Source organism: Rhodanobacter sp. B04 (genome assembly GCF_002001125.1).
Classification (GTDB): domain Bacteria; phylum Pseudomonadota; class Gammaproteobacteria; order Xanthomonadales; family Rhodanobacteraceae; genus Rhodanobacter.
Map to the genome: position 1 here is coordinate 373,589 of NZ_MUNV01000005.1, position 23,515 is coordinate 397,103.

A 23,515-nucleotide genomic window follows, 5' to 3' on the forward strand; every position below is an offset into this window, starting at 1 on the left:
AGACTGCCTGCGTCCTCGTGCATTCGGCTAGACTAGCGGCCTCGCAGACGCCCATATGGAGCACTTCATGGTCAAGACACTGACCCAACGCCTCGGCATCCTGCTGGTGCTCGCCCTGGTGATGGCGGTCACCCGCGTGCACCACTCCTTCCTGCATCATTTCGATGCGCTGCCGGACGCCACCTGGAGCATTTTCTTCCTGGCCGGATTCTGGCTGCGCGGCGCCGGGCGCTGGGCCGGTTTTCGTTGGGCGTTCCCGCTGCTGATGGCCGAGGCGGTGCTGATCGACTACCTGGTGATCACCAGCCAGGGCATCGACTTCTGGAGCCACTACTGCGTATCGGCGGCTTACTGGTTTCTGATCCCGTCGTATTTCAGCCTGTGGCTGGGCGGCAGCTGGCTGGCACGCCACCAGGTCGGCCTGCGCCTGCAGACCCTGGGCATGGCCGCCGTGGCCCTGCTGGTCAGCTGGGCGATGTGCTACCTGCTGTCCAATGGCAGCTTCTACTGGCTCAGCAACAGCGTGCCGCTGCCGCGCAGCTTTGCGGCTTGGTTCGCCAATCTGGGCGACTGGTACCTGCCGTTCCTGCAGACCACGGCCCTGTATGTCGGTGTCGGCGCCTTCGTGCATGTCCTGGTGATCCAGTTGACGCGCGCCATGAAACAGGCCGACCAACCGAATCTGCCCCACTGAGCCGGCGTGCCGGATCGCCATGGGCAACCGTCTCTCGAAGATCTACACGCGCACCGGCGACGACGGCAGCACCGGCCTCGGTGACGGCTCGCGTGTGGGCAAGGACTCGCTGCGGGTCAACGCCTACGGCACGGTGGACGAGCTCAACAGCACGATCGGCATGGTACTGGCCGCCGATGGCGTCGATGCCGCGATAAGCGACGTGCTCGGCCAGGTGCAGCACGCCCTGTTCGACCTCGGCGGCGAGCTGTGCATCCCCGGCATGGCGATGATCGAGGATGCCGACATCGATCGGCTGGAACAGGTGCTCGATCGCTTCAACGACCCGCTGCCGCCGCTGAAGGATTTCATCCTGCCCGGCGGCGGCATGGCGGCGGCGTGCTGCCACCTGGCGCGTACCGTGTGCCGCCGTGCCGAGCGCGAGGTGATCACCCTGGCGCGGGTCGAGACCGTGCGTCCGCAGGTACAGCGCTACCTCAACCGGCTGTCCGACCTGCTGTTCGTGATTTCGCGCGTGCTGGCACGCACCAGCGGTCACGGCGAGGTGCTGTGGCAGCACGAGCGCCGTCGCAAGCCCCCGCCTGCCGGGTAAGCCAGCACATGCTGCGGCTGTATACCCACCCCGCCTGTCTGCTGCACGATCCCGGTCCGGGACATGCCGAGCAGCCGGCGCGGCTGCGGGTCGTGCTGCAGGCGCTGGACCATGATCGCCATGCCGCGCTCGATCGCGTCGAGGCGCCCCAGGTCAGTCGTGAACAATTGCTGCGGGTGCACAGCGCCGGCCATGTCGACCGGATCCTCGGCTGTACCGTGCAGGCCGACAGGCAATGGCTGGATGCCGATACCGCGATGTCGCCTGGATCGGTCGAGGCGGCGCTGCGTGCCGCCGGCGCCGCCGTGGCGGCGGTCGATGCCGTCATGGCCGGCACGGCCAAGCACGCGTTCTGCGCCGTGCGGCCGCCCGGCCACCACGCCACGCGCGACCAGGCGATGGGCTTCTGCCTGTTCAACAACATCGCCGTGGCCGCTGCGCATGCACTGGATGCGCATGGCCTGAAGCGGGTCGCCATCGCCGACTTCGACGTGCACCACGGCAACGGCACGCAGGCGATCTTCGAGCGCGAGCCGCGCGTGCTGTTCGCTTCCAGCCATCAGTCGCCGCTTTATCCCGGCAGCGGCCGTGAGGACGAGCGCGGCGTGGGCAACATCGTCAACGGCACCTTGTCGCCCGGCGCTGGTTCGCACGAATTCCGCGAGCTGTGGGACGGCGTGCTGCTGCCGCGGCTGCAGGCGTTCAAGCCGCAGCTGGTGCTGGTCTCCGCGGGCTTCGACGCACATCGCAACGACCCGCTGGCGGACATCAGGCTGGGCCAGGAAGACTATGTCTGGATCACCGAGCGCCTGGCGGCCCTCGCCCATACCCATGCCGGAGGCCGGCTGGTCTCCACGCTGGAGGGCGGCTACGACCTCACCGCACTGGGCACCTGCGCAAGCGCACATGCCGGCACGCTTGCCGACTGAATCACCTTCCCCAGGCAGCCTTGAACTCCAACGCCATGGAAGCGGACCGTCGAAGAGCGCCCGGTTCAGATGCGAGCTGCATGATGCCGCGCATGCCATGCCCATGGTCGTCGTGGCTGGCCAAGGCGGTCGCGCGCGGAACTGCGCTGGATTCGGTTCGACACGCCACCCGGCGACGATCCTGGTCAACCCGTGCTCACCCAGACTGAATCCCCGCACTGGCCGGTTGCAGGTTTGCCTGCCGCCTGATGGGGCTTTCTGCTAGCTTTACCAGCCTTCAATGTCGGCAGATTTCCCTCGTGATGGCCAAGTTCCCCCCGCGCCGCCTGCTGGCGGTTGCCGCAGCCCTAGCCCTGGTCGGCGGCCAAGCCGAAGCCAAGGATAGCCAGAACCGTCCCAAGAGCTCGCTGGACGGCTCCGAGCAGGTATGCCCCCTGGGTTCGTTTCACTGCACCCCGCGGCCATACAGCTATGCAATGTGCCGCCCCAACGCCATGCTGGAGTTCTACGACCCTACCCTCAGCAAGGATTCCGATCTGCGCGATACCAGCCCCGTGTATGCCCGGGCCAGATCCGTGGACAGCTCGAACCAGACGGTCTATCACCTCGCTGGCGACGCCTGGCTGACCCGGGCGGATCAGCGGGTGCAAGCCGACACCATCGATTACAACGACGACACCACCGACTACGATGCGCGTGGCAACGTCCGTTACCAGGAAGCCGGCCAGCTGATGGCGGGCACCCACATGCGCGGCAACACCGATGCCAACCGTGGCATTGCCGATGACGTGCGTTACCAGATGCTCGATCAGCGCGGCAACGGTGTCGCCAAGCAGGGGCAGATGCTGGACGCCCAGCACACCCGCTACTCCATGGCCACTTATTCCACCTGCGATCTCGGCCATCACGTGTGGGAGTTCCGCGGCAAGACGATCACCATCGACAAGGCCGCCGGTGTCGGCGTGGCGCGCGATGCCACCATGCGCATCGGCAAGGTGCCGTTCCTGTACCTGCCGTACTTCAGTTTTCCGGTGGACCACCAGCGCAAGAGCGGTTTTCTCTATCCGACCTTCGGTCGAAGCAGCCGCTCCGGCTTCGAGATCAGCACGCCGTACTACCTGAATCTGGCACCCAATTACGACGCCACCCTGGATCCGCGCATCTATACCCTGCGCGGATCGATGCTGGCCGGCGAATTCCGTTACCTGGTCCCGGGCAGCAGCGGCCAGCTCAACGTGGAATACGTGCCGAACGACCATGGCGCAAGCGATGGCCTGGCCGATACCCAGGGCAAGTCCCGTTACCTGGTCAGCTACACGGATCACACACAGCTGTGGCAAGGCTGGCAGTTCGTCGGCTCCTACAATCACGCGTCCGACAGCAGTTACCTCTACGATTACGGCAATGCACTGTCGCACACGGTGGTCTACGCCTTTGCCTCCAACGCCGCCATCATTGGCAGCGGCAAATGGTGGAATGCCTCGTTCGGCGGCACGTTGTTCCAGAACACCAATCCGTTCGCCACGGCCTCCTCGCTGCCCTACGAGCAGCTGCCCTATGCGAATTTCAGCATGGACGTGCCGCTGAACCACTGGCTGCAATTCGGCATGGACAGCTCGGTGGCGGAATTCCGCAAGGACGACAACGTCGACGGCCAGCGCGCGGACATCTACCCCTACCTTTCCGCCGATTTCGGCACGTCGGCGTGGTTCGTACGACCGAAACTGGCCTATCGCTACACCACCTACCAACTGGACGGCAACTACCAGGACTACGGTTACTACGGGATGCTCGGCAGCGGCACCGCCTCGCCGTTCACGCAGCAATCGCCAAGCCGCTCGCTGCCCATCGTCAGTCTCGACAGCGGCTTGGTATTCGACCGCAGCACCTCGCTGTTCGGCGACAGCTACACGCAAACCCTGGAGCCGCGGCTGTACTACCTGTATGTCCCCTACCGCAACCAGAACGACCTGCCGCTGTTCGACAGCAGCCTGATGTCGTTCGACTACTGGCAGCTGTTCTCGCCCAACCAGTTCGCTGGCGCGGACCGCCAGATGAATGCGAACAACCTCACCGGGGCGATCACCACCCGCCTGCTGGACGACGATGGTATCGAACGGCTGTCGGCCAGTTTCGGGCAGATCCGCTATTTCACGCCGCAGCGGGTGCAACTGCCAAACACCTCCAACACCGTGCCCGCCGTCACCGACTGGTCCGGCTCGGACTATGTCGCCGAGCTCGATTTGCAGCTCAGCGACCGCTGGCGCTTGAACAGCGAGTATCAGTGGAATCCGAACAGCCGGGGCACCGACATGGCCTCGTTCGAGCTGCAGCACCGGCTGGGCACCGACGGCGTCATCAATTTCTCGTATCACTACCGTCGTCAGCTGATGGAACAATACAGCGTTTCGGCGGTCTACCCGCTGGCTGACCGCTGGCGGTTGCTTGGGTCCTGGACTTACTCCGTGGCCATCAAGAACATGATCGAGGCACCCACCGGCACGATCGATGCCATGGCTGGCGTGGAATACGACAGCTGCTGCATTACGTTGCGACTGGTCGATCGCAGTTACGTCAACCAGGCTTATTACGGGCTGATTCCGGTTCCCACCGGCAGCAATATCAATCGTCGCGATAATGCCGTCATGTTCGAGGTGGTCTTCAAGGGACTCGGCTCGTCGGGCGGTAAAATCGATAACCTGCTACGCCGTGATATTCTCGGCTATCAATAATCGCAGTAGTCACCGGCTTTCACTGATGAAGCAACTCATTGCATCTTTCCTGCTCGCACTCGCGATCATGGTTCCTGTTCATGCCCAGCTGTTGACGCCGAACGCGCCAGCCAGCCGGCCGCTGGATCGCATCGTGGCCGTCGTCAACGACGACGTGATCCTGCAGAGCGAGCTGGACAGCGCCGTGCGCTCGATCCAGCAGCAGTATGCCGGCCATAGCGAGCAACTGCCGCCGATGAACGTGCTGCAGCAACAGGTACTCGATCGCCTGGTGCTGATGAAGCTGCAATTGCAGAAGGCCGGCGATCAGGGCGTGCGCATTTCCAACGCGGATGTCGATCAGGCCGTTGCCAATGTGGCACAGCAAAACAAGCTCACCCCCGACCAGCTGCGCACGGCCGTTGAACAGTCGGGCGACAGCTTTGCGGCATTCCGCGAGCAGTTGGCCGACCAGATCACGGTGCAGCGCCTGCATGACAGCGTGGTGCACGATTCGGTCACGGTCACCGACAGCGAGATCGATAACCTGCTGAACAGCCCGACCTACAAGGCTGGCGAAGTGCATCTGGCGCACATCCAGATCAGCATTCCCGGCGGTGCCGACGCTGCCGCGATCCAGGCCAGCCAGGCCAAGGCCGAACAAGCCATTGCGGCCATCAGGGGCGGCATGGATTTCCATGCTGCGGCCATCCGCTACTCCGACGCACCTGATGCGCTCGACGGCGGCGACCTCGGCTGGCGGCGCCTGGACGAGATTCCGCCGGCGTTTGCGGACACGGTCGATTCGATGAAGCCCGGCGAAGTCAGCGCAGCCCTGCGCGGGCCGACCGGCTTTCACATCCTCAAGCTGATCGATCAGCGCAAGAGTGATCGCTCGATGGTCACCGAGTTCCACGCACGACAGATCCTGATCAAGCCAAGCGAGCTGGTCACTCCGGCCCAGGCCCAGCAGAAGGCGCAGGATCTGTACAACCGCATCGTCAACAAGCATGAGGACTTCGCCACCCTGGCGAAGGAGTACTCCAAGGACGACACCACCGCCAATGTCGGCGGCGACATGGGTTGGTTTGCACAGGACCAGTGGGGTTCGATCATCGCCAGGCAGTTGGACGGCATGAAGGACAACGAAGTCTCGCAACCGTTCCAGAGCGAGGCTGGCTGGCACATCCTGCAACGCCTTGGCACCCGCCAGAGCGACCAGACCGTGCAGCGTGCACGCGACCAGGCGCGCCAGGCGATCGGCAATCGCAAGGCTGACCAGGCCTACGACGACTACCTGCGCGACCTGCGCGCCAACGCCTACATCAATATCCTGGTGCCCGAACTGCGCGAGACCGGCAGCCAGGCCGCCACCGGCACCTCGCCGTAAGCCGGCTTGGGCGCGCACATCCCCCGGCTCGCGGTCACTGCCGGTGAGCCGGCGGGCATCGGCGCGGAATTGCTGATCCATCTGGCTGCCAGCCCGCTGGCAGCCGATCTCGTCGCAATCACCGACCGCGCCCTGCTGGAACGTGCCGCGGTACGCTGCGGCATGCGCATCGAACTGGCCGACGACGACGGCAGTCCGCAGCAGCAGCGTCGCCCCGGCACCCTGCGACTGCGCCAGATACCGCTGGCGGTTGCCGAAGTGCCCGGTCAGCCTGACCCACGCAACGCACACCATGTTCTGGCCACGCTCGCCGAGGCAGCCGACGGCTGCATGGCCGGGCGCTATGACGCCGTAGTCACCGCACCACTGCAGAAATCCTCGATCAACGATGCCGGCATCCGCTTCAGCGGGCACACCGAGTTCTTCGCCGAGCGCGCCCATGCCGACGTGGTGATGATGCTGGCCAGCCCGGAACTGCGGGTGGCCTTGGCGACCACTCACCTGCCATTGGCCGCGGTCTCGGCGGCCATTACCCGCGAGTCGCTGGCCCGCACGCTGCGCATCGTGCATGCCGAATTGCAGCGCAAGTTCGGCCTGGCAGACCCTCGCATCGCCGTGCTGGGTCTCAATCCGCACGCTGGCGAAAACGGGCATCTCGGCCATGAGGAAATCGACACGCTGATCCCCGTGCTGGAAGCATTGCGCCGCGAAGGCATGCAACTGCTCGGCCCGTTGCCGGCCGACACCGCCTTCGTGCCGGCACAACGCCGGCACTACGATGCAGTGCTGGCCATGTATCACGACCAGGCGTTGCCGGTACTGAAGAGCGAAGCGTTCGACCGTACCGTAAATCTCACGCTCGGCCTGCCGTTCATCCGTACCTCGGTCGATCACGGCACTGCGCTGGACCTGGCCGGCACCGGGCGCGCCGATCCGGCCAGCCTGCTCGCCGCGGCTACCATGGCGCTCGCGCTTGTCCAGCGAAGGAACGAGACAAGAGGAGTCAGAAACGAGTGAACCAATCCGGCCCTTGCTCACTTCCCACACTTCTCAGCTCACTCCTGATTCTATGAACGCCCGCCCCAAGAAAAGCTTCGGCCAGCACTTCCTGCACGACCGTCGCTACATCGATCGCATCGTCAGCGCAGTCGCGCCGCGGCCGGATGACTTCATCATCGAAATCGGCCCCGGCGAAGGCGCACTGACGCTCCCGCTGCTGGCTGCCGCGGGCAAACTGACCGCGATCGAACTGGACACCGACCTGATCCCCGGTCTGCAGGCACGGGCCGCCTCGGCGGGCGAGCTGCATATCATCCACGCCGACGTGCTGAAGGTGAACTTCACCGCGCTGGCCCACAGCCACGGCGTGCCGCGTCTGCGCATCGCCGGCAACCTGCCCTACTACATCTCCAGTCCGATCCTGTTCCATTGCGTCGAGCACGCCGCGGCGATCCAGGACATGCATTTCATGCTGCAGAAAGAAGTGGTCGAGCGGATGGCCGCCGAGCCCGGCAGCAAAGTCTACGGACGATTGTCCGTCATGCTGCAGCTGGCATGCCGGGTCGAACCGCTGTTCGACGTGCCACCTGAAGCCTTCCGGCCGCCACCAAAAGTGGAATCGTCCGTGGTGCGGCTGTTGCCGTTGCCTGCGGACGAGCTGCATGACGCCCGCCCCGAGCACGTTTATGCAGTGGTCAAGGCAGCATTTGGGCAGCGCCGCAAGACACTTGCCAACGCGCTCAAGCAGTTGCTGGACAGCGATGCGATCCGTCGCGCCGACGTCGACCCGAAAGCGCGCGCGGAAACACTCGCGCCGGCCGATTTCGTGCGACTGGCCAAGATCTATGGCAGCCTCGGCACCGCCGACTGATTCGCCGCCGATGTCGGTCGCGCCACCCCATTCGCGACGACAGGCCTTACAATCGGGACATGAATGAAAAATCTTCCTACACGATCGACGTGCAGGTCGAAACCCGCTTCGTCCCCGATCAATCGAAGCCCGGTGACAATCGCTACGTTTTCGCCTACACCGTGACCCTGCGCAATGCCGGCGACATGCCGGCGCGCCTGCTCACCCGCCACTGGCTGATCACCGACGCCAACGGCAAGGTGGAGGAAGTACGCGGCGACGGCGTGGTCGGCGAGCAGCCATGGATGCGTCCCGGCGACGATTTCGAGTACACCTCGGGCGCCGTGCTGGAGACCCCGGTGGGCACCATGGGCGGCAGCTACCAGATGTTGGCCGACGATGGCACCCAGTTCGACGCGCCGATTCCGACCTTCACCCTGTCCATCCCGCGTACGCTGCACTGATGGCCCTGTTCTGAGATGGCCATCTATGCGATCGGCGACATACAGGGCTGCTACCCCGAACTGCAACGCCTGCTGGACAAGCTTCGCTTTGACACGGCGCAGGACCAGCTGTGGTTCTGCGGCGACCTGGTCAACCGCGGCGGCCAGTCGCTGGAGACGCTGCGGCTGATCCACAGCCTGCGCGAACACAGCGTGGTGACCCTCGGCAACCATGACCTGAGCCTGCTGGCGATCGCCCAGCGGCGCCCGGATGCGCAGGCGCGGGTGAATCCCGAACTGCGCGAGGTGCTGTTCGCCGAGGATGCGCCAGTGCTGTTCGAATGGCTGCGCTCGCAGAAACTGCTGCACCACGACGAACAGCTCAACTGGACGATGGTGCATGCCGGCCTGGCACCGATGTGGACATTGCGACAAGCCCTGCGCTGCGCCCAGGATGTCGAGCGCGAACTGTCCAGCCCGCGGCATCCGCGCCTGCTGCGCAACCTGTTCGGCAACCGGCCCGCGGTGTGGTCGAGCCGCCTGCAGGGACTGGATCGGCAGCGCGCCACGATCAACACGATGACGCGGATGCGCTATTGCGACGTCAACGGCCGCATCGATTTCGAAGCCAAGGACATTCCCGGCACGCAGAAGCCCGGACTCTACCCATGGTACGAGGTGCCCGGCATGCGCCGCCGCGATACCCGCATCGTGTGCGGCCACTGGTCGGCACTAGGCCGTTTCGCAGGGCTCGGCGTGCATGCGATCGACACCGGCTGTGTCTGGGGCGGCCAGCTCACCGCACTGCGGCTGGACAGCGAAGAGCCGCAATACATCACGGTCAATGCCGAGCCGCATCGCAAGCGGCCGCCCGGCGTCGAAGACTGACGCAACGCCCATGAAAAACCCCGCCGCAGCGGGGTTTTTCATGGCTCACTCAGGACAGCTGCCCGTGGCAGTGCTTGTATTTCTTGCCCGAGCCACACGGGCACGGGTCGTTGCGACCGACCTTGGGGCCGTCCTGCGGCGAGTGCCGCGGCATCCCACCGGCCAGCGCCTGCGGCGCATCGCCCGCACCGAACGCGTCGACAGGTGCACCGCCACCGGTGGCCAGCATCTGCTTCTGCAGGCGCTCGGCGATGCGCTGCTGCTCGGCCTCCATCGCGGCAACCTCCTCCTCGCTGCGAATGCGGATCCGCGCCAGCATCTGCACCACCTCGGCCTTGATCCGGTCGAGCATCTCGGAGAACAGCCTGAACGACTCGCGCTTGAACGCCTGCTTCGGATCCTGCTGCGCATAGCCGACCAGGTAGATGCCCTGGCGCAGGTAATCCATGTTCGACAGATGATCCTTCCATGCGTTGTCGACCACGGTCAGCATGATGTGCTTTTCCAGCTGACGCATGGTGTCCGCGCCGATCTGCGTCTCTTTCGCCTGGAACAGCTCGTTGATCGCGACACGCGCATGCTCGAGGATCATCTCGGCATCGACTTCGTGCTGCTGCTCGACCCAGTGCTTGAAATCGAGCGACAGGCCGAAGGCACCTTCCAGCTCGCGGTCGAGACCGGCCAGATCCCACTGCTCGTCAATGCTCTCGGCCGGCACATGTGCGCGCACCATCGACTGCGCCACGTCCTCGCGGATGTCGGCGACGGTGGCCGACACATCGTCGCCCTCGAGCAGTTCGTCGCGCTGGCGATAAATCACCTTGCGTTGGTCGTTGGCGACGTCGTCGAATTCCAGCAGATGCTTGCGGATGTCGAAGTTGTGCTGCTCGACCTTGCGCTGGGCCTTCTCGATCTGCCGGCTGATCATGCGATCCTCCAGCGCGTCGTCGTCTTTCATGCCGAAGCGCTTCATCCAGCGGATTAGGCCTTCGCCGCCGAAGATGCGCAGCAGGTTGTCTTCCAGCGACAGGTAGAAACGCGAGGAACCCGGGTCGCCCTGACGACCGGAACGGCCGCGCAGCTGGTTGTCGATGCGCCGCGATTCGTGCCGTTCGGTACCGATGATGTGCAAGCCGCCAGCGGCGAGCACCTGCTCGTGCAGCTTCTTCCACTCGGCCTTGACGCGCTGGCGATCCATCTCGCTGGCGCCCTCGGGCAATGCCGCCATCGCGGCGTCCAGGCTGCCGCCGAGCACGATGTCGGTACCGCGGCCGGCCATGTTGGTGGCGATGGTGACTTGCCCGGGCGCGCCGGCCTGCGCCACGATGTGCGCCTCGCGCTCGTGCTGCTTGGCATTGAGCACTTCGTGCGCCACGCCGGCCTTCTTCAACAGGCCCGACAGCAGCTCGGACACCTCGATCGAGGTGGTGCCGACCAGCACCGGCTGGCCGCGTTTGTGGCAATCCTTGATGTCCTCGATCACCGCGCGGTACTTCGGCTCCTGCGCGAGGAAGATCATGTCCGAGTTGTCCTTGCGGATCATCGGCATGTGGGTGGGGATCACCACCACTTCGAGGCCGTAGATGCTCTGGAACTCGAACGCCTCGGTGTCGGCCGTGCCGGTCATGCCGGCCAGCTTCTTGTACATGCGGAACAGGTTCTGGAACGTCACCGTGGCCAGCGTCTGGTTCTCGCGCTGGATCGCCACGCCTTCCTTCGCCTCGACCGCCTGGTGCAGGCCGTCGGACCAGCGACGGCCCGGCAGGGTGCGGCCGGTGAATTCGTCGACGATGATCACTTCGCCGTCGCGCACGATGTAATCCACGTCGCGCTGGTAAATGCCGTTGGCGCGCAGCGCAGCGTTGAGGTGATGCACCACCGCCAGGTTCTTCGAATCGTACAGGCCGCTGTCCTGCTCGATCACGCCCGCAGCGCGCAGCAGTTCGTCAGCGTGCTGCATGCCCGCTTCGGACAGATGCACCTGTTTTTGCTTCTCGTCGACCCAGTAGTCGCCGTCGCCGTCTTCCTCGGTCTGCCGGACCATCTGCGGCACGATCTTGTTCACCGCCAGATACAGCTGCGGGGAATCCTCGGCCGGCCCGGAGATGATCAGCGGCGTGCGCGCCTCGTCGATCAGGATCGAGTCGACTTCGTCGACGATCGCGTAGTGCAGGCCGCGCTGGTAGCGCTGCTCCTTGCTCAGCGCCATGTTGTCGCGCAGGTAGTCGAAACCGAATTCGTTGTTGGTGCCGTAGGTGATGTCGGCGGCGTAGGCCGCGTGCTTGTCGGCGTGATCCATGCCCGGATACACCACGCCCACATTCAGGCCGAGGAAGTTGTACAACTTGCCCATCTGCGCCGAGTCACGGCGAGCCAGGTAGTCGTTGACCGTGACCACGTGCACGCCCTTGCCGGCGAGCGCATTGAGATACACCGGCAGCGTGCCGACCAGGGTCTTGCCTTCGCCGGTGCGCATCTCGGCGATCTTGCCGGAATGCAGCACCATGCCGCCGATCATCTGCACGTCGTAATGGCGCATGCCGAGCGTGCGCTTGGCCGCTTCGCGCACTACCGCAAACGCCTCCGGCAGCAGCTTGTCCAGTGATTCGCCCTCGGCGATCCGCTGCTTGAACTCGGCGGTCTTGCCGCGCAGGGCATCGTCACTGAGCTTCTCGAACTCGGCTTCCAGCGCGTTGATACGGGTAACGGATCGGGAAAGCTGACGCAGTACGCGATCGTTGCGGCTACCGAACAGGCTCGTCAGGGCACGATTGAACATCGATCTTCCGGATAGGGAAACAGGTTACCCGTGGCGGTCACGGGCCAATCGGGCATCTTACTACATGCCCACCACGGCAGACCCATGCCAAAGAACCGCCATGACACCGGCCGTCCACCGCCATACGGCCGACACCGCCCTGCGGACCGGGCCAAGAAGACCAATGGCGCCAGCCGCGACAGGATTCAAGGGAGGCGCGGCCTGGTCCCTCGCGCTAGCGATGGTTGCGGACAAAAGCGAGTGGATTGACCACGCGGCCGCCGTACCAGACCTCGAAATGCACATGGGAGCCGGTCGAACGCCCGGTGGAGCCGGCCTGGGCAATCACGTCGCCGACCTGCACGTGCTGGCCCGGATGCACGTCCAGCGCACTGTTGTGCGCATAGCGCGTCATGTAGCCATTGCCATGGTCGATCTCGACCACGTTGCCATAGCCGCTGCGCACACCGGCAAAGGTCACCATGCCCTCGGCCACGGCATGCACGGGCGTGCCGAACGGCGTCGAGATATCGATACCGGTATGCCGCGCAGAATGGCCATCGAACGGATCCGGGCGTGCACCGAAATAGGATGAGATATAGCCTGGCACCGGCATCCCGGTCGGCTTCAGGTTCGACTCGATGCGGGCATCCAGCAGCAGGCTCTGCAGGGCCGACAGTTGCGCCTGCTGGGTGTCCAGCTGGCTGGCCAGCTGGTTGATGCTGCTGTCGAGCGCCGGCGGCAAGGCATAGGCGCCGCCGCTGACATCCTCGACACCGCCCACTGCGGGCGACTGATCGAAATTGAATTCGCCGTCATCGAGCTTGCCGACCTGCACCAGACGCTCGCCGAGGGCATTCAGCCGGGTCGACTGTGCCTGCAGCTGGCCCAGCTTGACCGCCAGCGCATCCAGCCCGCGCTGTGCGTCCTCGCGCACGCCGCCCAGCTGCGCGTGCTGCTGTTTGATCTGCTGCTGGAGATCACGGATTTCCGCCAGTGCCCGATCACGCGGGCTGGCTACCGTCAAGGCCAGCACCACGCCGACCCCGATACAGCCGAGGATCGCCACGGCCAGCGCCGAAAACAGCTTCCAGCGCAGGCGCCGGTCAGCCAGATCGAGGGTCTTCGGCAATTTCCTGGCGCGTGATACGAGTATGATTTGCATGTCTTTCCAACATCGAATTCCGGCACCATGCAGCGAGCCGCTCCAGCCCTTTCCCGCCGCACCGGCAACGGACCGAAGTCCCTTGCCGAATGTGGCTCCTTCGCGACGCTGGCCAGAAAGGCTGGCGCGCTCGAAGCGCTGGACCGCGCACTGCGCCAGACGTTGCCATCGCCGTTGCGCGAGCAGGTGAGATTCGCCGACCTGCGCAACGACCGCCTCGTCTTTCTGGCGTCTTCACCGGCCTGGGCATCGCGTCTGCGTTTGATGCAGACGCAGATCCTTGCCACCGCAGGCGCCATCGGCACCTGCGCCAGTTCAGTCACCGTGAAAGTGGCCCCCCAACCACCGGCCACCATCGAGCCGGATCGGTCGAAACCGCTTTCGCCAACGGCAGCCACCCATCTCCGGGCCGCTGCCGCATCACTCACAGACCCCGAATTGCGAGTGCTGTTCCTGGAGTTGGCGTCCCTCGCCGAGACCACTGATTCCTGAGCCTGCGGAACGCCTTAAGCGTTCCATGTCGCCTGGCCTGCTACAGCGCGACGGGGCATCGAACCCGTCACGCGTGAATCGAAGCTTGGGTTTATACCACGCAGTTCCGCCTGCCGACAGCCGCCCCGGCATATTCATATGCAACTGAATCAGATCCGCGGGCGAATTCACAAAAATGAAACGGCCGTGTCGTAAGACACGGCCGTTTCGTTTGGAGCTTGCGCCTGAACCCTGCGGCGGATTCAGACCGCCTGTGCAGGATGCGCGTAGGAGATCGGCGACGTGGCCGGATCGTCCTGGTAGCTGACCTCTTCCCACGCCGTGGCATCGGCCATCAGCGTGCGCAGCAGCTTGTTGTTGAGTTCGTGTCCCGACTTGTGCGCGTGATAGGCGCCGATCAGGCTGTGGCCGAGCAGGTAAAGATCGCCGATCGCATCGAGGATCTTGTGCTTGACGAACTCGTCTTCGTAACGAAGGCCGTCCTCATTCAGCACGCGGTAGTCATCCAGCACCACGGCGTTGTCCATCGAGCCGCCCAAGGCGAGGTTGTGCTCGCGCAGCATCTCGATGTCGCGCATGAAGCCGAAGGTGCGGGCGCGGCTCACTTCCTTGACGAAGGAGGTGGTGGAGAAATCGATCTCGGCACGCGAAGTGCGCTTGCTGATGATCGGGTGGTTGAAGTCGATCGAGAAGCCCACCTTGAAGCCCTCGAACGGCTCGAAGCTGGCCCACTTGTCGCCTTCCTGCACCTTCACCGGCTTGCGGATGCGGATGAAGCGCTTGGCGACATTCTGTTCTTCGATGCCGGCAGATTGCAGCAGGAACACGAACGGACCGGCACTGCCATCCATGATCGGCACTTCCGGCGCCGACAGGTCGACGTAGGCATTGTCGATACCCAGGCCCGCCATCGCGGAGAGCAGATGTTCGACCGTGGATACACGCGCGTCCCCATTCACCAGCGTGGTCGACAATCGCGTGTCGCCGACGTTGTCCTGGCGGGCGCGGAAGTCCACCGGCGGACTGAGGTCGGTGCGGCGAAAAACGATGCCGGTATTGGGTGCTGCCGGACGCAGCGTCATGTACACCTTGTCACCGGTGTGCAAACCCACGCCGGTGGCCCGGATGATGTTCTTGAGCGTACGCTGCTTGATCATTTTTGTTGGTACCCGTGGAGGCAGCAGCCAATCAGGGGCGGATGCTAACACAGTTTTAACCTGTGACAATAGCAAACCGCACCGTACAGTCTGATTAAGTCTTCATGTTTCTTTCATGCTCGACACACGTGCACTTTCAGGGCTGTTTCTTCCGCCATCCGGCGTATCGACACGACATCCCATGCCAGGGACGGGAGTCCGGCACGGGATATCGAACCAGCCGGCGCGCACAGAGCCGCACGGCTGATCATGCGCCATCCGGACGCACAGTCTTGCTGCTTCACCCACGAACAGCGATCCGATTGCAGCCAACCCTACCTGCCGCCCACGACCTGAAACCGACCGGGACAACACCGCCCCGGCTGCAGACAGCCGGGATGGACACGCTGGTGGACTGACCCGCATAACGGACATTCGTTCAATTTTTTCGCATCTCCTTAACCGGAGCGATCCAACCTCAGTCGGCCTGACGCCGCAGGAACGCCGGAATATCCAGGTAATCGAAGCCCGGCTCGGCATTCTTGGCCGGCGCGGCGGATTCCGAACGACTGGGGTTGTTGACCATCATCTCCGGGCTCGCGTAATCGACCACCTCGTTGCCGGTGCCGGTACGCAACACCACCGGGCGCGGGCGCATCTGCATCTGCTGTGTCTCGACCATGCGCATCGGCGGCTGCTGACGCGAGGCGACGGCACGGTTGAGGCCGGTAGCCACCACGGTGACGCGCACGTCGTCCTTCATTTCCGGATCGAGCGAGGTGCCGATCACCACGGTGGCGTCTTCACTGGCGAAGTCATGGATGATACGACCGATTTCGTCGAATTCGCGCATGGTCAGGTTCGGACCGGCGGTGACGTTGACCAGGATGCCGCAGGCGCCGTTGAGATTGACGTCTTCCAGCAGCGGGTTCTTGATCGCCGCCTCGGCCGCCGCCTGGGCGCGGTCGTCGCCACGGGCAGTGCCCGAGCCCATCATGGCCAGACCCATTTCCGACATCACGGTGCGCACGTCCGCAAAGTCGACGTTGATCAGGCCCGGGGCGGTGATCAGGTCGGCAATCCCCTGCACGGCGCCCTGCAGCACGTCGTTGGCGGCCTTGAACGCATTCAGCAGGGTGACGTCGCGGCCGAGCACGCTGAGCAGCTTCTCGTTCGGCACGGTGATCAGCGAATCGACGTGCTGCGACAGGTCCTCGATGCCCTTCAGGGCAACCTGCATGCGCCGGCGACCCTCGAACGGGAACGGCTTGGTCACTACCGCCACGGTGAGGATGCCCTTTTCCTTGGCCAGCTGCGCCACCACCGGCGCCGCGCCGGTGCCGGTGCCGCCGCCCATGCCGGCGGTGATGAACACCATGTCGGCGCCTTCGAGCATCGCCTCGATGCGTTCGCGGTCTTCCAGCGCCGCCTGACGGCCGACCTCGGGATTGGCGCCGGCACCGAGACCCTTGGTCACGTTGCCACCGAGCTGCAGGTGGGTACGCGAGCCGCAGCTGGTCATTGCCTGCGCATCGGTATTGGCGACGACGAACTCGACGCCTTCGATATTGGAGTTGAGCATGTGCGCCACGGCATTGCCGCCGCCGCCGCCCACGCCGATGACTTTGATCACTGCATTGGGTGCGAGTTTATCGATCAGTTCAAACATTTCCCGTCCTCCGTAGAGTTGTTGTCGTTGTAACCTCCGGATCGCGACTCCTGTCGGTCCGTGGTGGTGGGCGGATATCCTTCCGCCCGGAGCGACGCGTCCTGCGTCGCCCAAAAGTCAAAAACGACCATCAAAAATTCTTGGTGAGCCAACCGCGCAACTTGCCGACCAGACCGCCGACACTGCCGCCGGCCGGCCCGCTGACGCGCATGCCGCCTGCACGTGCGCCATGCAGCAGCAGGCCGACGCCGGTCGCATGCAGCGGACTGGAAACGACTTCGCCGAGACCCTCGATCTGCTGCGGCACGCCGATGCGCACCATCTTGTGGAAGATCTCCTCGGCCAGCTCCAGCGCACCTTCCATCTTCGAGGCACCCCCGGTCAGCACCACGCCGGCTGCGACCAGGCTCTCGTAGCCGGAACGGCGCAGCTGGTCCTGCACCATCTCGAAGATTTCCTCGTAGCGCGCCTGCACGCTCTGCGCGAGCGACTGCCGCGCAAGCCGGCGCGGCGGACGATCGCCGACGCTGGGCACCTGGATGGTTTCCTCGGCATGCGCCAGCCCGGTCTGCGCGCACGCGTACTTGATCTTGATCTCCTCGGCATGCGCGGTCGGCGTGTGCACGCCGTAGGCGATGTCGCTGGTGACCTGGTCGCCGCCGACCGGCAGCGAGGCGGTGTAGCGGATCGAACCCTGGGTGTAGATCGCGATGTCGGTGGTGCCGGCGCCGATGTCGACCAGGCACACGCCCAGCTCGCGCTCGTCGTCGGTCAGCACGGCCTTGGCGCTGGCCAGCGCCGAGGGCACCAGTTCGTCCACCGACAGCCCGCAACGCTGGATGCACTTGGTGATGTTCTGCACCGCGGCCGCCGCACCGGTGACCAGATGCACGTTCGCTTCCAGCCGCACACCGCTCATGCCGACCGGCGAGCGGATGCCGTCCTGGCCGTCGATGCGGTATTCCTGCGACTCCTTGTAGAGCACCTTGCGGTCGGCCGGGATCGCCACCGCGCTGGCCGCCTCCAGCACCTGCTCCAAGTCGCCCGCAGTCACCTCGCGGTCGCGGATCGCCGCGTTGCCGTGCGAGTTGCGGGTTTCCAGGTGGCTGCCGGAGATCGACGCGTAGACCGAGCGGATGTCGCAGCCCGCCATCAGCTCGGCCTCTTCCACCGCGCGCTGGATCGAGTGCACGGTCGATTCGATGTCGACCACCGAGCCGCGCTTCATGCCGCGCGATACATGCGTGCCGATACCGATCACCGTGATCGGCTCGCCCGGCTCGTACTCGCCGACGATCGCCACCACCTTCGAGGTGCCGATATCGAGGCCGACCACCAGCTGCTTGTCGTTGCGCGGTTTCATAAGGAGATAGTCATGTGCGGGATGAACCTTTAGCGTCGGCGGCGGCCGCTTGCGGCCAGCGCACGGCAAATCCATTGGTGTAGCGAAGATCGGCGTAGGCGAAGCCATCGGTGTGGCCCGCCATCAGCTGCGGATAGACATCGAGGAAACGGCGCAGCCGCCGGCCGGCCTGCGCACGATCGCCAATCACGATCTGCGCACCGTTCGCCGTGCTGACGCTCCAGCTGCCGCGTTCGGTCAGCGCCACGCCGGTGATCTGCAGGTGGGTGCCGGCGAACGCCCTTTGAGTTTCGGCGTAAAAACTCACCACCTCGGCCAGCCGTGCATCCGGGCCATGCAGGCTCGGCAACGTGCTGGTGCCATCCGTGCCCGGCGCGTCGAACACCAGGCCCTGCCGGCTGATTAGCTGCTTGTCGTTCCAGCGCGCGAACGGCTGGCGCTCGTAGATGCGCAGCAGCAAGGTATCCGGCCAGCGCTTGCGCGCCTCTGCCGATTCCACCCAAGGCAGCGCAGCGACCGCCTTCTGCACGGCATCCAGATCCAGTGCAAAGAAACCGTTGCCCAGCCGCGGCAGCACGGCAGCACGGACCTCATCCGCACTGACATGCTTGAACTCGGCCTGCAGCGTCAGCTGGGTCACCGGCCAACGGCCGGCGGCAAACCACCCGCGCAGCACGCCGACGATCGGCAGCGCCACCAGCGCGACGGCCAGACACCAGGCAACGAGGCGGAGGGTTCCCTTCACGCGCCCTCCCGCAGGCTGGTTTCCAGCACGCGCCAGCACAGTTCCTGGTAATCGATGCCGGCAGCCTTGGCCGCCTTCGGCACCAGCGAGTGCGAGGTCATCCCGGGCGCCGTGTTCACTTCCAGCAGCCAGTTGCGCCCGCTGTGATCGCGCATCACGTCGACACGGCCCCAGCCCGAGCAGCCCAGCGCATCGAATGCGGCCAGCGACAGCGCACGCAGTTCCTCGCCGGCCACGCCTTCCAGGCCGGGACAGATGTACTGGGTGTCCTCGGCCACGTATTTGGCGTTGTAGTCGTAGAACGCACCCTTGGGCACGATATGGATGCTGGGCAGCACCTGGCGGCCGAGGATCGCGACGGTGAGCTCGTCGCCCTCGATCAGAGTTTCCATCAGCAGGTCGCCGGGATACTGCGCGGCCAGCTTGACCGCCTCGTCCAGATCCTTCTCCGCGAACACCCGCGTGACGCCGACACTGGAGCCTTCGCAGGCCGGCTTCACGATCAGCGGGAAACCGACCTGACGCGCCGCCGCGTGCACGTCGGCACCGCGCGGCAACGCAACGAACTTCGGTGTGGGCAGGCCCAGCGACTGCCACACCCGCTTGGATCGCGTCTTGTCCATCGATAGCGCCGAGCCGAGCACGCCCGAGCCGGTGTACGGCACGTTGAGCGATTCCAGCGCACCCTGCAGCACGCCGTCCTCGCCACCGCCGTGCTGGCCGTGCAGGATGTTGAACACGCGCGCAAAATGACCGGCCCGCAGCGCGTCGAGCAGCGCCGGGATGCCGTCGATGGCATGGGCGTCGACGCCTCGCGCAAGCAGCGCCTCCAATACGTTGCGGCCCGAATCGAGCGACACCTCGCGCTCGGCCGAACTGCCGCCCATCACCACGGCCACGCGGCCGAACTGGGCGGGATCGCTGATCTTGTTCGCGCTCATCATGTAGCTCACTTGCTCGTCCTCAGATGACCGGCATGGGCCAGCTCCACCGCCGCCGTGCCGATGTCGCCGGCGCCGAGCAGCAGCAGCAGGTCGCCGTCGCGCAGCAGCGCCGGCAGCGTTTCCTTCAGATCGCGCGGATGCTCGACCAGCACCGGGTCGACCTTGCCGCGTGCGCGCACGGCACGTGCCAGTGCGCGGCCGTCGGCACCGGCGATCGGCGCCTCGCCGGCCGGATAGACATCGGTCAGCACCAGCACGTCGGCCTCGGCCAGCACGTTGGCGAAGTCGTCCAGCAGGTCGCGCGTGCGGCTGTAGCGATGCGGCTGGAAGCCGACCACCAGCCGACGCTCCGGCCAGCCGCCGCGCGCCGCGGCGAACACCGCAGCGAGCTCGCGCGGGTGGTGGCCGTAATCATCGACCAGCAGCACATTGCCGTGATCGAGCGCAATCTCGCCGCGTCGATGGAAGCGCCGGCCGACACCCTGGAAATGTTCCAGCGCATGCGCCAGCGCATCGGCTTCGACACCGAGCTGCCAACCGATCGTGGCCGCGGCCAGCGCGTTCAGGACGTTGTGCCGGCCCGGCAGGTTGAGCTTCACCGGCAGCGCATCGGCGCGGTTCGGCAACAACAGGTCAAAGTGCATCTCGAAGCCGCGCTGGGTCAGGTTCAGCGCGCGCACATCGGCGTCCGGCGTGTCGATGCCGTAGGTCATCACGCGGCGCGTGGTCGACTTCGCCAGCGCGGCGACTTCCGGATCGTCGACGCACAGCACGGCCAGCCCGTAGAACGGCAGCCGGTGCAGGAAATCGGCGAAGGCCTTCTTCACCTGGGCGAAATCGCCGCCGTAGTTTTCCAGGTGATCGGCATCGATATTCGTGACCGCGGCGATCACCGGCGACAACAGCAGGAACGACCCGTCGGATTCATCGGCTTCCGCCACCAGATACTGGCCGGTGCCCAGCCGCGCATTCGCGCCGGCCGCGTTGAGCTGGCCGCCGATCACGAAGGTCGGGTCATAACCCGCCTCGGCCAGCACGCTGGCGGTGAGACTGGTAGTGGTGGTCTTGCCGTGCGTGCCGGCAATCGCCACGCCGCGGCGGAAACGCATCAATTCGCCGAGCATCTCCGCACGCGGGATCACCGGGATGCGCGCGGCACGCGCGGCCACCAGTTCCGGATTGTCCTGACGGATTGCGCTGGAGGTCACCACCACGTCGGCATCGCCGATGTGCTCGGCGGCATGCCCTACATGCACGTCGATGCCCAGCTGCTGCAGTCGCTGCGCGGTCGACGAATTGGCCCGGTCGGACCCGGACACCGCATAACCGAGGTTGTGCAGCACTTCGGCGATGCCGCTCATGCCGACGCCACCGATGCCGATGAAGTGCACGCGGCGGAACGTGCTCATCAGATCCTCATGCGCATGCAGGCGGCGCGGCGTCATGCGGCCACCTCCAGGCAGGCGCGCGCAATCACCTCGGCCGCATTGGGCTTGGCCAGCGTGCGTGCGGCGGTCGCCATGCCGACGAGTTGCGACGGCTTGTTCAACAACGCGCCCAGTCGATGGGCGAGAACCTGTACGTTCAGATCGGACTCCTGGATCAACACGGCGGCACCTGCGGCCACCAATACTTCGGCATTGCGTGTCTGGTGGTCGTCCACCGCATGCGGAAACGGCACCAGCACCGCGCCGAGCCCGGCAGCGGTCAGCTCGGCCAGGGTCAGCGCGCCTGCGCGGCAGACCGCGAGATCGGCCCAGCCGTAGCTGGCCGCCATGTCATCGATGAACGGCACCACCTGCGCCTCGACCCCGGCCTGCGCGTACGCTTCGCGCGCCTCGTCAAGGCCGCGGTTGCCGGATTGATGCAGCACCTCGGGGCGCCGCTCCGGTGGCAGTTGCGCCAGCGCCTGCGGCACCGCCAGATTCAGGGCGCGCGCACCGAGGCTGCCACCCAGCACCAGCAAGCGCGGTTTTCCGTTGCGTGCGGCCATGCGCTGTGCCGGTTCAGGCAACGATGCGATGCTCGTGCGCACCGGATTGCCAACCCACTCGGCCTGCGGCAACGCATCGGCGAAGCCCGCCAGCACGCGCTTAGCGAACGCAGCCAGCCGACGGTTGGTGAAACCGGCCACGCGGTTCTGCTCGTGCACCAGCAACGGGCGACGCAGCAACCATGCAGCGAGGCCACCGGGGCCGGCCACGTACCCGCCCATCGACAGCACGCTGCGCGGCTTCACCTTGCGCAGCACGGCCAGCGAGGCCAGCAATGAACGCAGCAGCATCCACGGTGCCAGCAAGCGCGTCCTGAAACCTTTGCCGCGCAGGCCGCCAACGGCCACCGCATGCAATTCGATCTGGTGCGCCGGCACCACCTTCGTTTCCATGCCGCCGGCCGCACCCAGCCATACCACCGGCACGCCTTGCGCGCGCAGGCAGTCGGCCACCGCCAGGCCGGGGAAGATATGGCCGCCGGTACCGCCGGCCATGATCAGCACGGGGGCGGACGCGGTCATGCGGCCACCGCCTCGCGCGGCGGCACGGCGACACTCGCATCGGTCGCCGCGACCGCAGCCGGCATGCGCGTAGCCATCTGCCGTGCATCCAGCGCACGGTTCACTTCGAAGGTGGCGCGCAGCAGCACGCCGGCCATCGCGCAGGTCAGCACCATCGACGAGCCGCCGTAGCTGATCAGCGGCAGGGTCAGTCCCTTGGTCGGCAGCGCGCCGAGATTCACGCCGACCGACACGATCGCCTGCATCGCCAGCATCAGCGAGGTGCCGAACGCGACGTAACCGGCAAAGCGCTGGCCGATCTCGACACCCTTCAGCCCCAGATACAGGCCGCGTCCGACCGCCAGCGCGAACAGGCCGATCACCAGGATCACGCCAGCCAGGCCGAGCTCCTCGCCGATCACGGCAAAGATGAAGTCGGTATGCGCCTCCGGCAGGTAGGACAGTTTCAGCACGCTGGAACCCAGCCCGACACCGTCCCACTCGCCGCGCCCGATCGCCATCAAGGACTGGGTCAGCTGGAAGCCGTCGTTGAACGGGTCCTTCCACGGATCCATGAACGAGGTCAGCCGTTTCATGCGGTAGCTCTCGCCGGTCGCCGCGACATACAGCAGCGGCATCAGCGGCAGACCCATGATGAACAGGAAGATCGGCCGCGCGCCGCCGAGCCAGACCATCGCGATGCTTACCGCGATCACCAGCGTGGCCGAGCCGAAGTCCGGCTGCGCCAGCAACAGCAGCACGATCAGGCCGGCAACCATGATCGGCTTGATCAGGCCGAGGAAACGCGTCTCCACACTTTCGCGATGGCGCACCAGATAGCTGGCGATGTACACGACCAGGATGAGCTTCACCGCCTCCACCGGCTGGAAGCTGGTCACCAGCAGGTTCAGCCAGCGCCGCGCGCCATTGATGCGCATGCCCAGATGCGGCACGAACACCGCCAGCAGCAGCACGAATGCCACCGCCAGCAGCGGAAAGGCGTGTTTCTCCAGCAGCTTCAGCTCGGTGCGCATCGCCACGCCGGCGGCGGCCAGGCCCAGGCTGAGAAAGAGCAGGTGCTTCTTGAGGAAGTAGAACGCACCCAGGTGCTGGCTGTCGGCCACCGCGATCGAGCTGGAGGTCACCATCACCACCCCGACGCTGGCCAGCCCGATCAGCGCGACCAGCAGCCACAGGTCGAAGCGCCCGCGCGGACCCTGTCGACGTTTGGCCTGGGTGGTGTCGAAGAACAT

Annotated in this window: 20 protein-coding genes; 10 read left to right on the forward strand and 10 right to left on the reverse strand. The window is 65.4% G+C overall.

Translation table 11 applies throughout. The features are described 5' to 3' along the window. Positions 1-67 precede the first annotated feature (67 nt). The 9 genes from B0E46_RS01640 (at position 68) to B0E46_RS01680 (ending at position 9,496) form a co-directional block, all read left to right on the forward strand. Positions 68-694 carry a hypothetical protein gene (locus tag B0E46_RS01640; RefSeq protein WP_077554160.1) on the forward strand — a complete coding sequence of 209 codons (627 nt, stop codon included), beginning with the start codon at positions 68-70 and terminating at the stop codon, positions 692-694. A gap of 19 nt (positions 695-713) precedes the next feature. Next, the gene (locus B0E46_RS01645) at positions 714-1,286 is read left to right on the forward strand and encodes a cob(I)yrinic acid a,c-diamide adenosyltransferase (RefSeq protein WP_077553951.1); all 573 of its coding nucleotides are present in this window, start codon (positions 714-716) and stop codon (positions 1,284-1,286) included. A gap of 8 nt (positions 1,287-1,294) precedes the next feature. After that, positions 1,295-2,215, forward strand: a complete 921-nt coding sequence (locus B0E46_RS01650) for a histone deacetylase family protein (RefSeq protein WP_077553952.1) — start codon at positions 1,295-1,297, stop codon at positions 2,213-2,215. A gap of 299 nt (positions 2,216-2,514) precedes the next feature. Then, positions 2,515-4,947 (forward strand): LPS assembly protein LptD, encoded by a 2,433-nt coding sequence (lptD, locus tag B0E46_RS01655; RefSeq protein ID WP_139350379.1) that lies wholly within the window; start codon positions 2,515-2,517, stop codon positions 4,945-4,947. A gap of 25 nt (positions 4,948-4,972) precedes the next feature. Next, on the forward strand, positions 4,973-6,316 hold the full coding sequence (locus B0E46_RS01660; protein ID WP_077553954.1) for a peptidylprolyl isomerase: 1,344 nt from the start codon (positions 4,973-4,975) through the stop codon (positions 6,314-6,316). 6 nt (positions 6,317-6,322) lie between these two features. Next, positions 6,323-7,333 carry a 4-hydroxythreonine-4-phosphate dehydrogenase PdxA gene (gene pdxA / locus B0E46_RS01665; RefSeq protein ID WP_139350380.1) on the forward strand — a complete coding sequence of 337 codons (1,011 nt, stop codon included), beginning with the start codon at positions 6,323-6,325 and terminating at the stop codon, positions 7,331-7,333. Positions 7,334-7,385: 52 nt separating this feature from the next. Beyond that, positions 7,386-8,186 (forward strand): 16S rRNA (adenine(1518)-N(6)/adenine(1519)-N(6))-dimethyltransferase RsmA, encoded by an 801-nt coding sequence (gene rsmA / locus B0E46_RS01670; protein WP_077553955.1) that lies wholly within the window; start codon positions 7,386-7,388, stop codon positions 8,184-8,186. 59 nt (positions 8,187-8,245) lie between these two features. After that, positions 8,246-8,629: a Co2+/Mg2+ efflux protein ApaG gene (gene apaG, locus B0E46_RS01675; protein ID WP_077553956.1), complete on the forward strand. Its 384-nt coding sequence runs from the start codon at positions 8,246-8,248 to the stop codon at positions 8,627-8,629. Between the two features lie 15 nt (positions 8,630-8,644). Continuing rightward, entirely contained in the window at positions 8,645-9,496 is an 852-nt protein-coding gene (locus B0E46_RS01680; protein WP_077553957.1) for a symmetrical bis(5'-nucleosyl)-tetraphosphatase, read from the forward strand. 49 nt (positions 9,497-9,545) lie between these two features. Here the strand turns inward: B0E46_RS01680 and secA are convergent, their stop codons facing one another. Further along, entirely contained in the window at positions 9,546-12,275 is a 2,730-nt protein-coding gene (gene secA / locus B0E46_RS01685; RefSeq protein WP_077553958.1) for a preprotein translocase subunit SecA, read from the reverse strand. Positions 12,276-12,489: 214 nt separating this feature from the next. Beyond that, the gene (locus B0E46_RS01690) at positions 12,490-13,419 is read right to left on the reverse strand and encodes a M23 family metallopeptidase (protein ID WP_077553959.1); all 930 of its coding nucleotides are present in this window, start codon (positions 13,417-13,419) and stop codon (positions 12,490-12,492) included. A gap of 27 nt (positions 13,420-13,446) precedes the next feature. On the opposite strand from B0E46_RS01690, the gene B0E46_RS01695 reads away from it, so the two are divergent. Then, a complete protein-coding gene (locus B0E46_RS01695) occupies positions 13,447-13,911 on the forward strand; it encodes a DUF721 domain-containing protein (protein ID WP_077553960.1) in 465 nt (154 codons plus the stop codon). A gap of 242 nt (positions 13,912-14,153) precedes the next feature. Here B0E46_RS01695 and lpxC read toward each other — a convergent pair whose 3' ends face one another. From lpxC to ftsW, 8 genes are all read right to left on the reverse strand, one after another. Beyond that, complete coding sequence (lpxC, locus tag B0E46_RS01700; protein WP_077553961.1) at positions 14,154-15,068, reverse strand: UDP-3-O-acyl-N-acetylglucosamine deacetylase; 915 nt, start codon at positions 15,066-15,068, stop codon at positions 14,154-14,156. 457 nt (positions 15,069-15,525) lie between these two features. Next, positions 15,526-16,716 (reverse strand): cell division protein FtsZ, encoded by a 1,191-nt coding sequence (gene ftsZ, locus B0E46_RS01705; RefSeq protein WP_077553962.1) that lies wholly within the window; start codon positions 16,714-16,716, stop codon positions 15,526-15,528. Positions 16,717-16,846: 130 nt separating this feature from the next. Continuing rightward, positions 16,847-18,079 (reverse strand): cell division protein FtsA, encoded by a 1,233-nt coding sequence (ftsA, locus tag B0E46_RS01710; RefSeq protein WP_077553963.1) that lies wholly within the window; start codon positions 18,077-18,079, stop codon positions 16,847-16,849. Between the two features lie 10 nt (positions 18,080-18,089). Continuing rightward, complete coding sequence (locus tag B0E46_RS01715) at positions 18,090-18,824, reverse strand: cell division protein FtsQ/DivIB (protein WP_077554163.1); 735 nt, start codon at positions 18,822-18,824, stop codon at positions 18,090-18,092. Next, complete coding sequence (locus tag B0E46_RS01720; protein ID WP_077554162.1) at positions 18,821-19,765, reverse strand: D-alanine--D-alanine ligase; 945 nt, start codon at positions 19,763-19,765, stop codon at positions 18,821-18,823. Before B0E46_RS01720 ends, B0E46_RS01715 begins: the two co-directional genes overlap by 4 nt. A gap of 8 nt (positions 19,766-19,773) precedes the next feature. Further along, complete coding sequence (murC, locus tag B0E46_RS01725; protein WP_077553964.1) at positions 19,774-21,213, reverse strand: UDP-N-acetylmuramate--L-alanine ligase; 1,440 nt, start codon at positions 21,211-21,213, stop codon at positions 19,774-19,776. After that, positions 21,210-22,283 (reverse strand): undecaprenyldiphospho-muramoylpentapeptide beta-N-acetylglucosaminyltransferase, encoded by a 1,074-nt coding sequence (gene murG, locus B0E46_RS01730; protein WP_077553965.1) that lies wholly within the window; start codon positions 22,281-22,283, stop codon positions 21,210-21,212. Before murG ends, murC begins: the two co-directional genes overlap by 4 nt. Then, complete coding sequence (gene ftsW, locus B0E46_RS01735; protein ID WP_077553966.1) at positions 22,280-23,515, reverse strand: putative lipid II flippase FtsW; 1,236 nt, start codon at positions 23,513-23,515, stop codon at positions 22,280-22,282. The genes murG and ftsW overlap by 4 nt, the downstream gene beginning before the upstream one ends.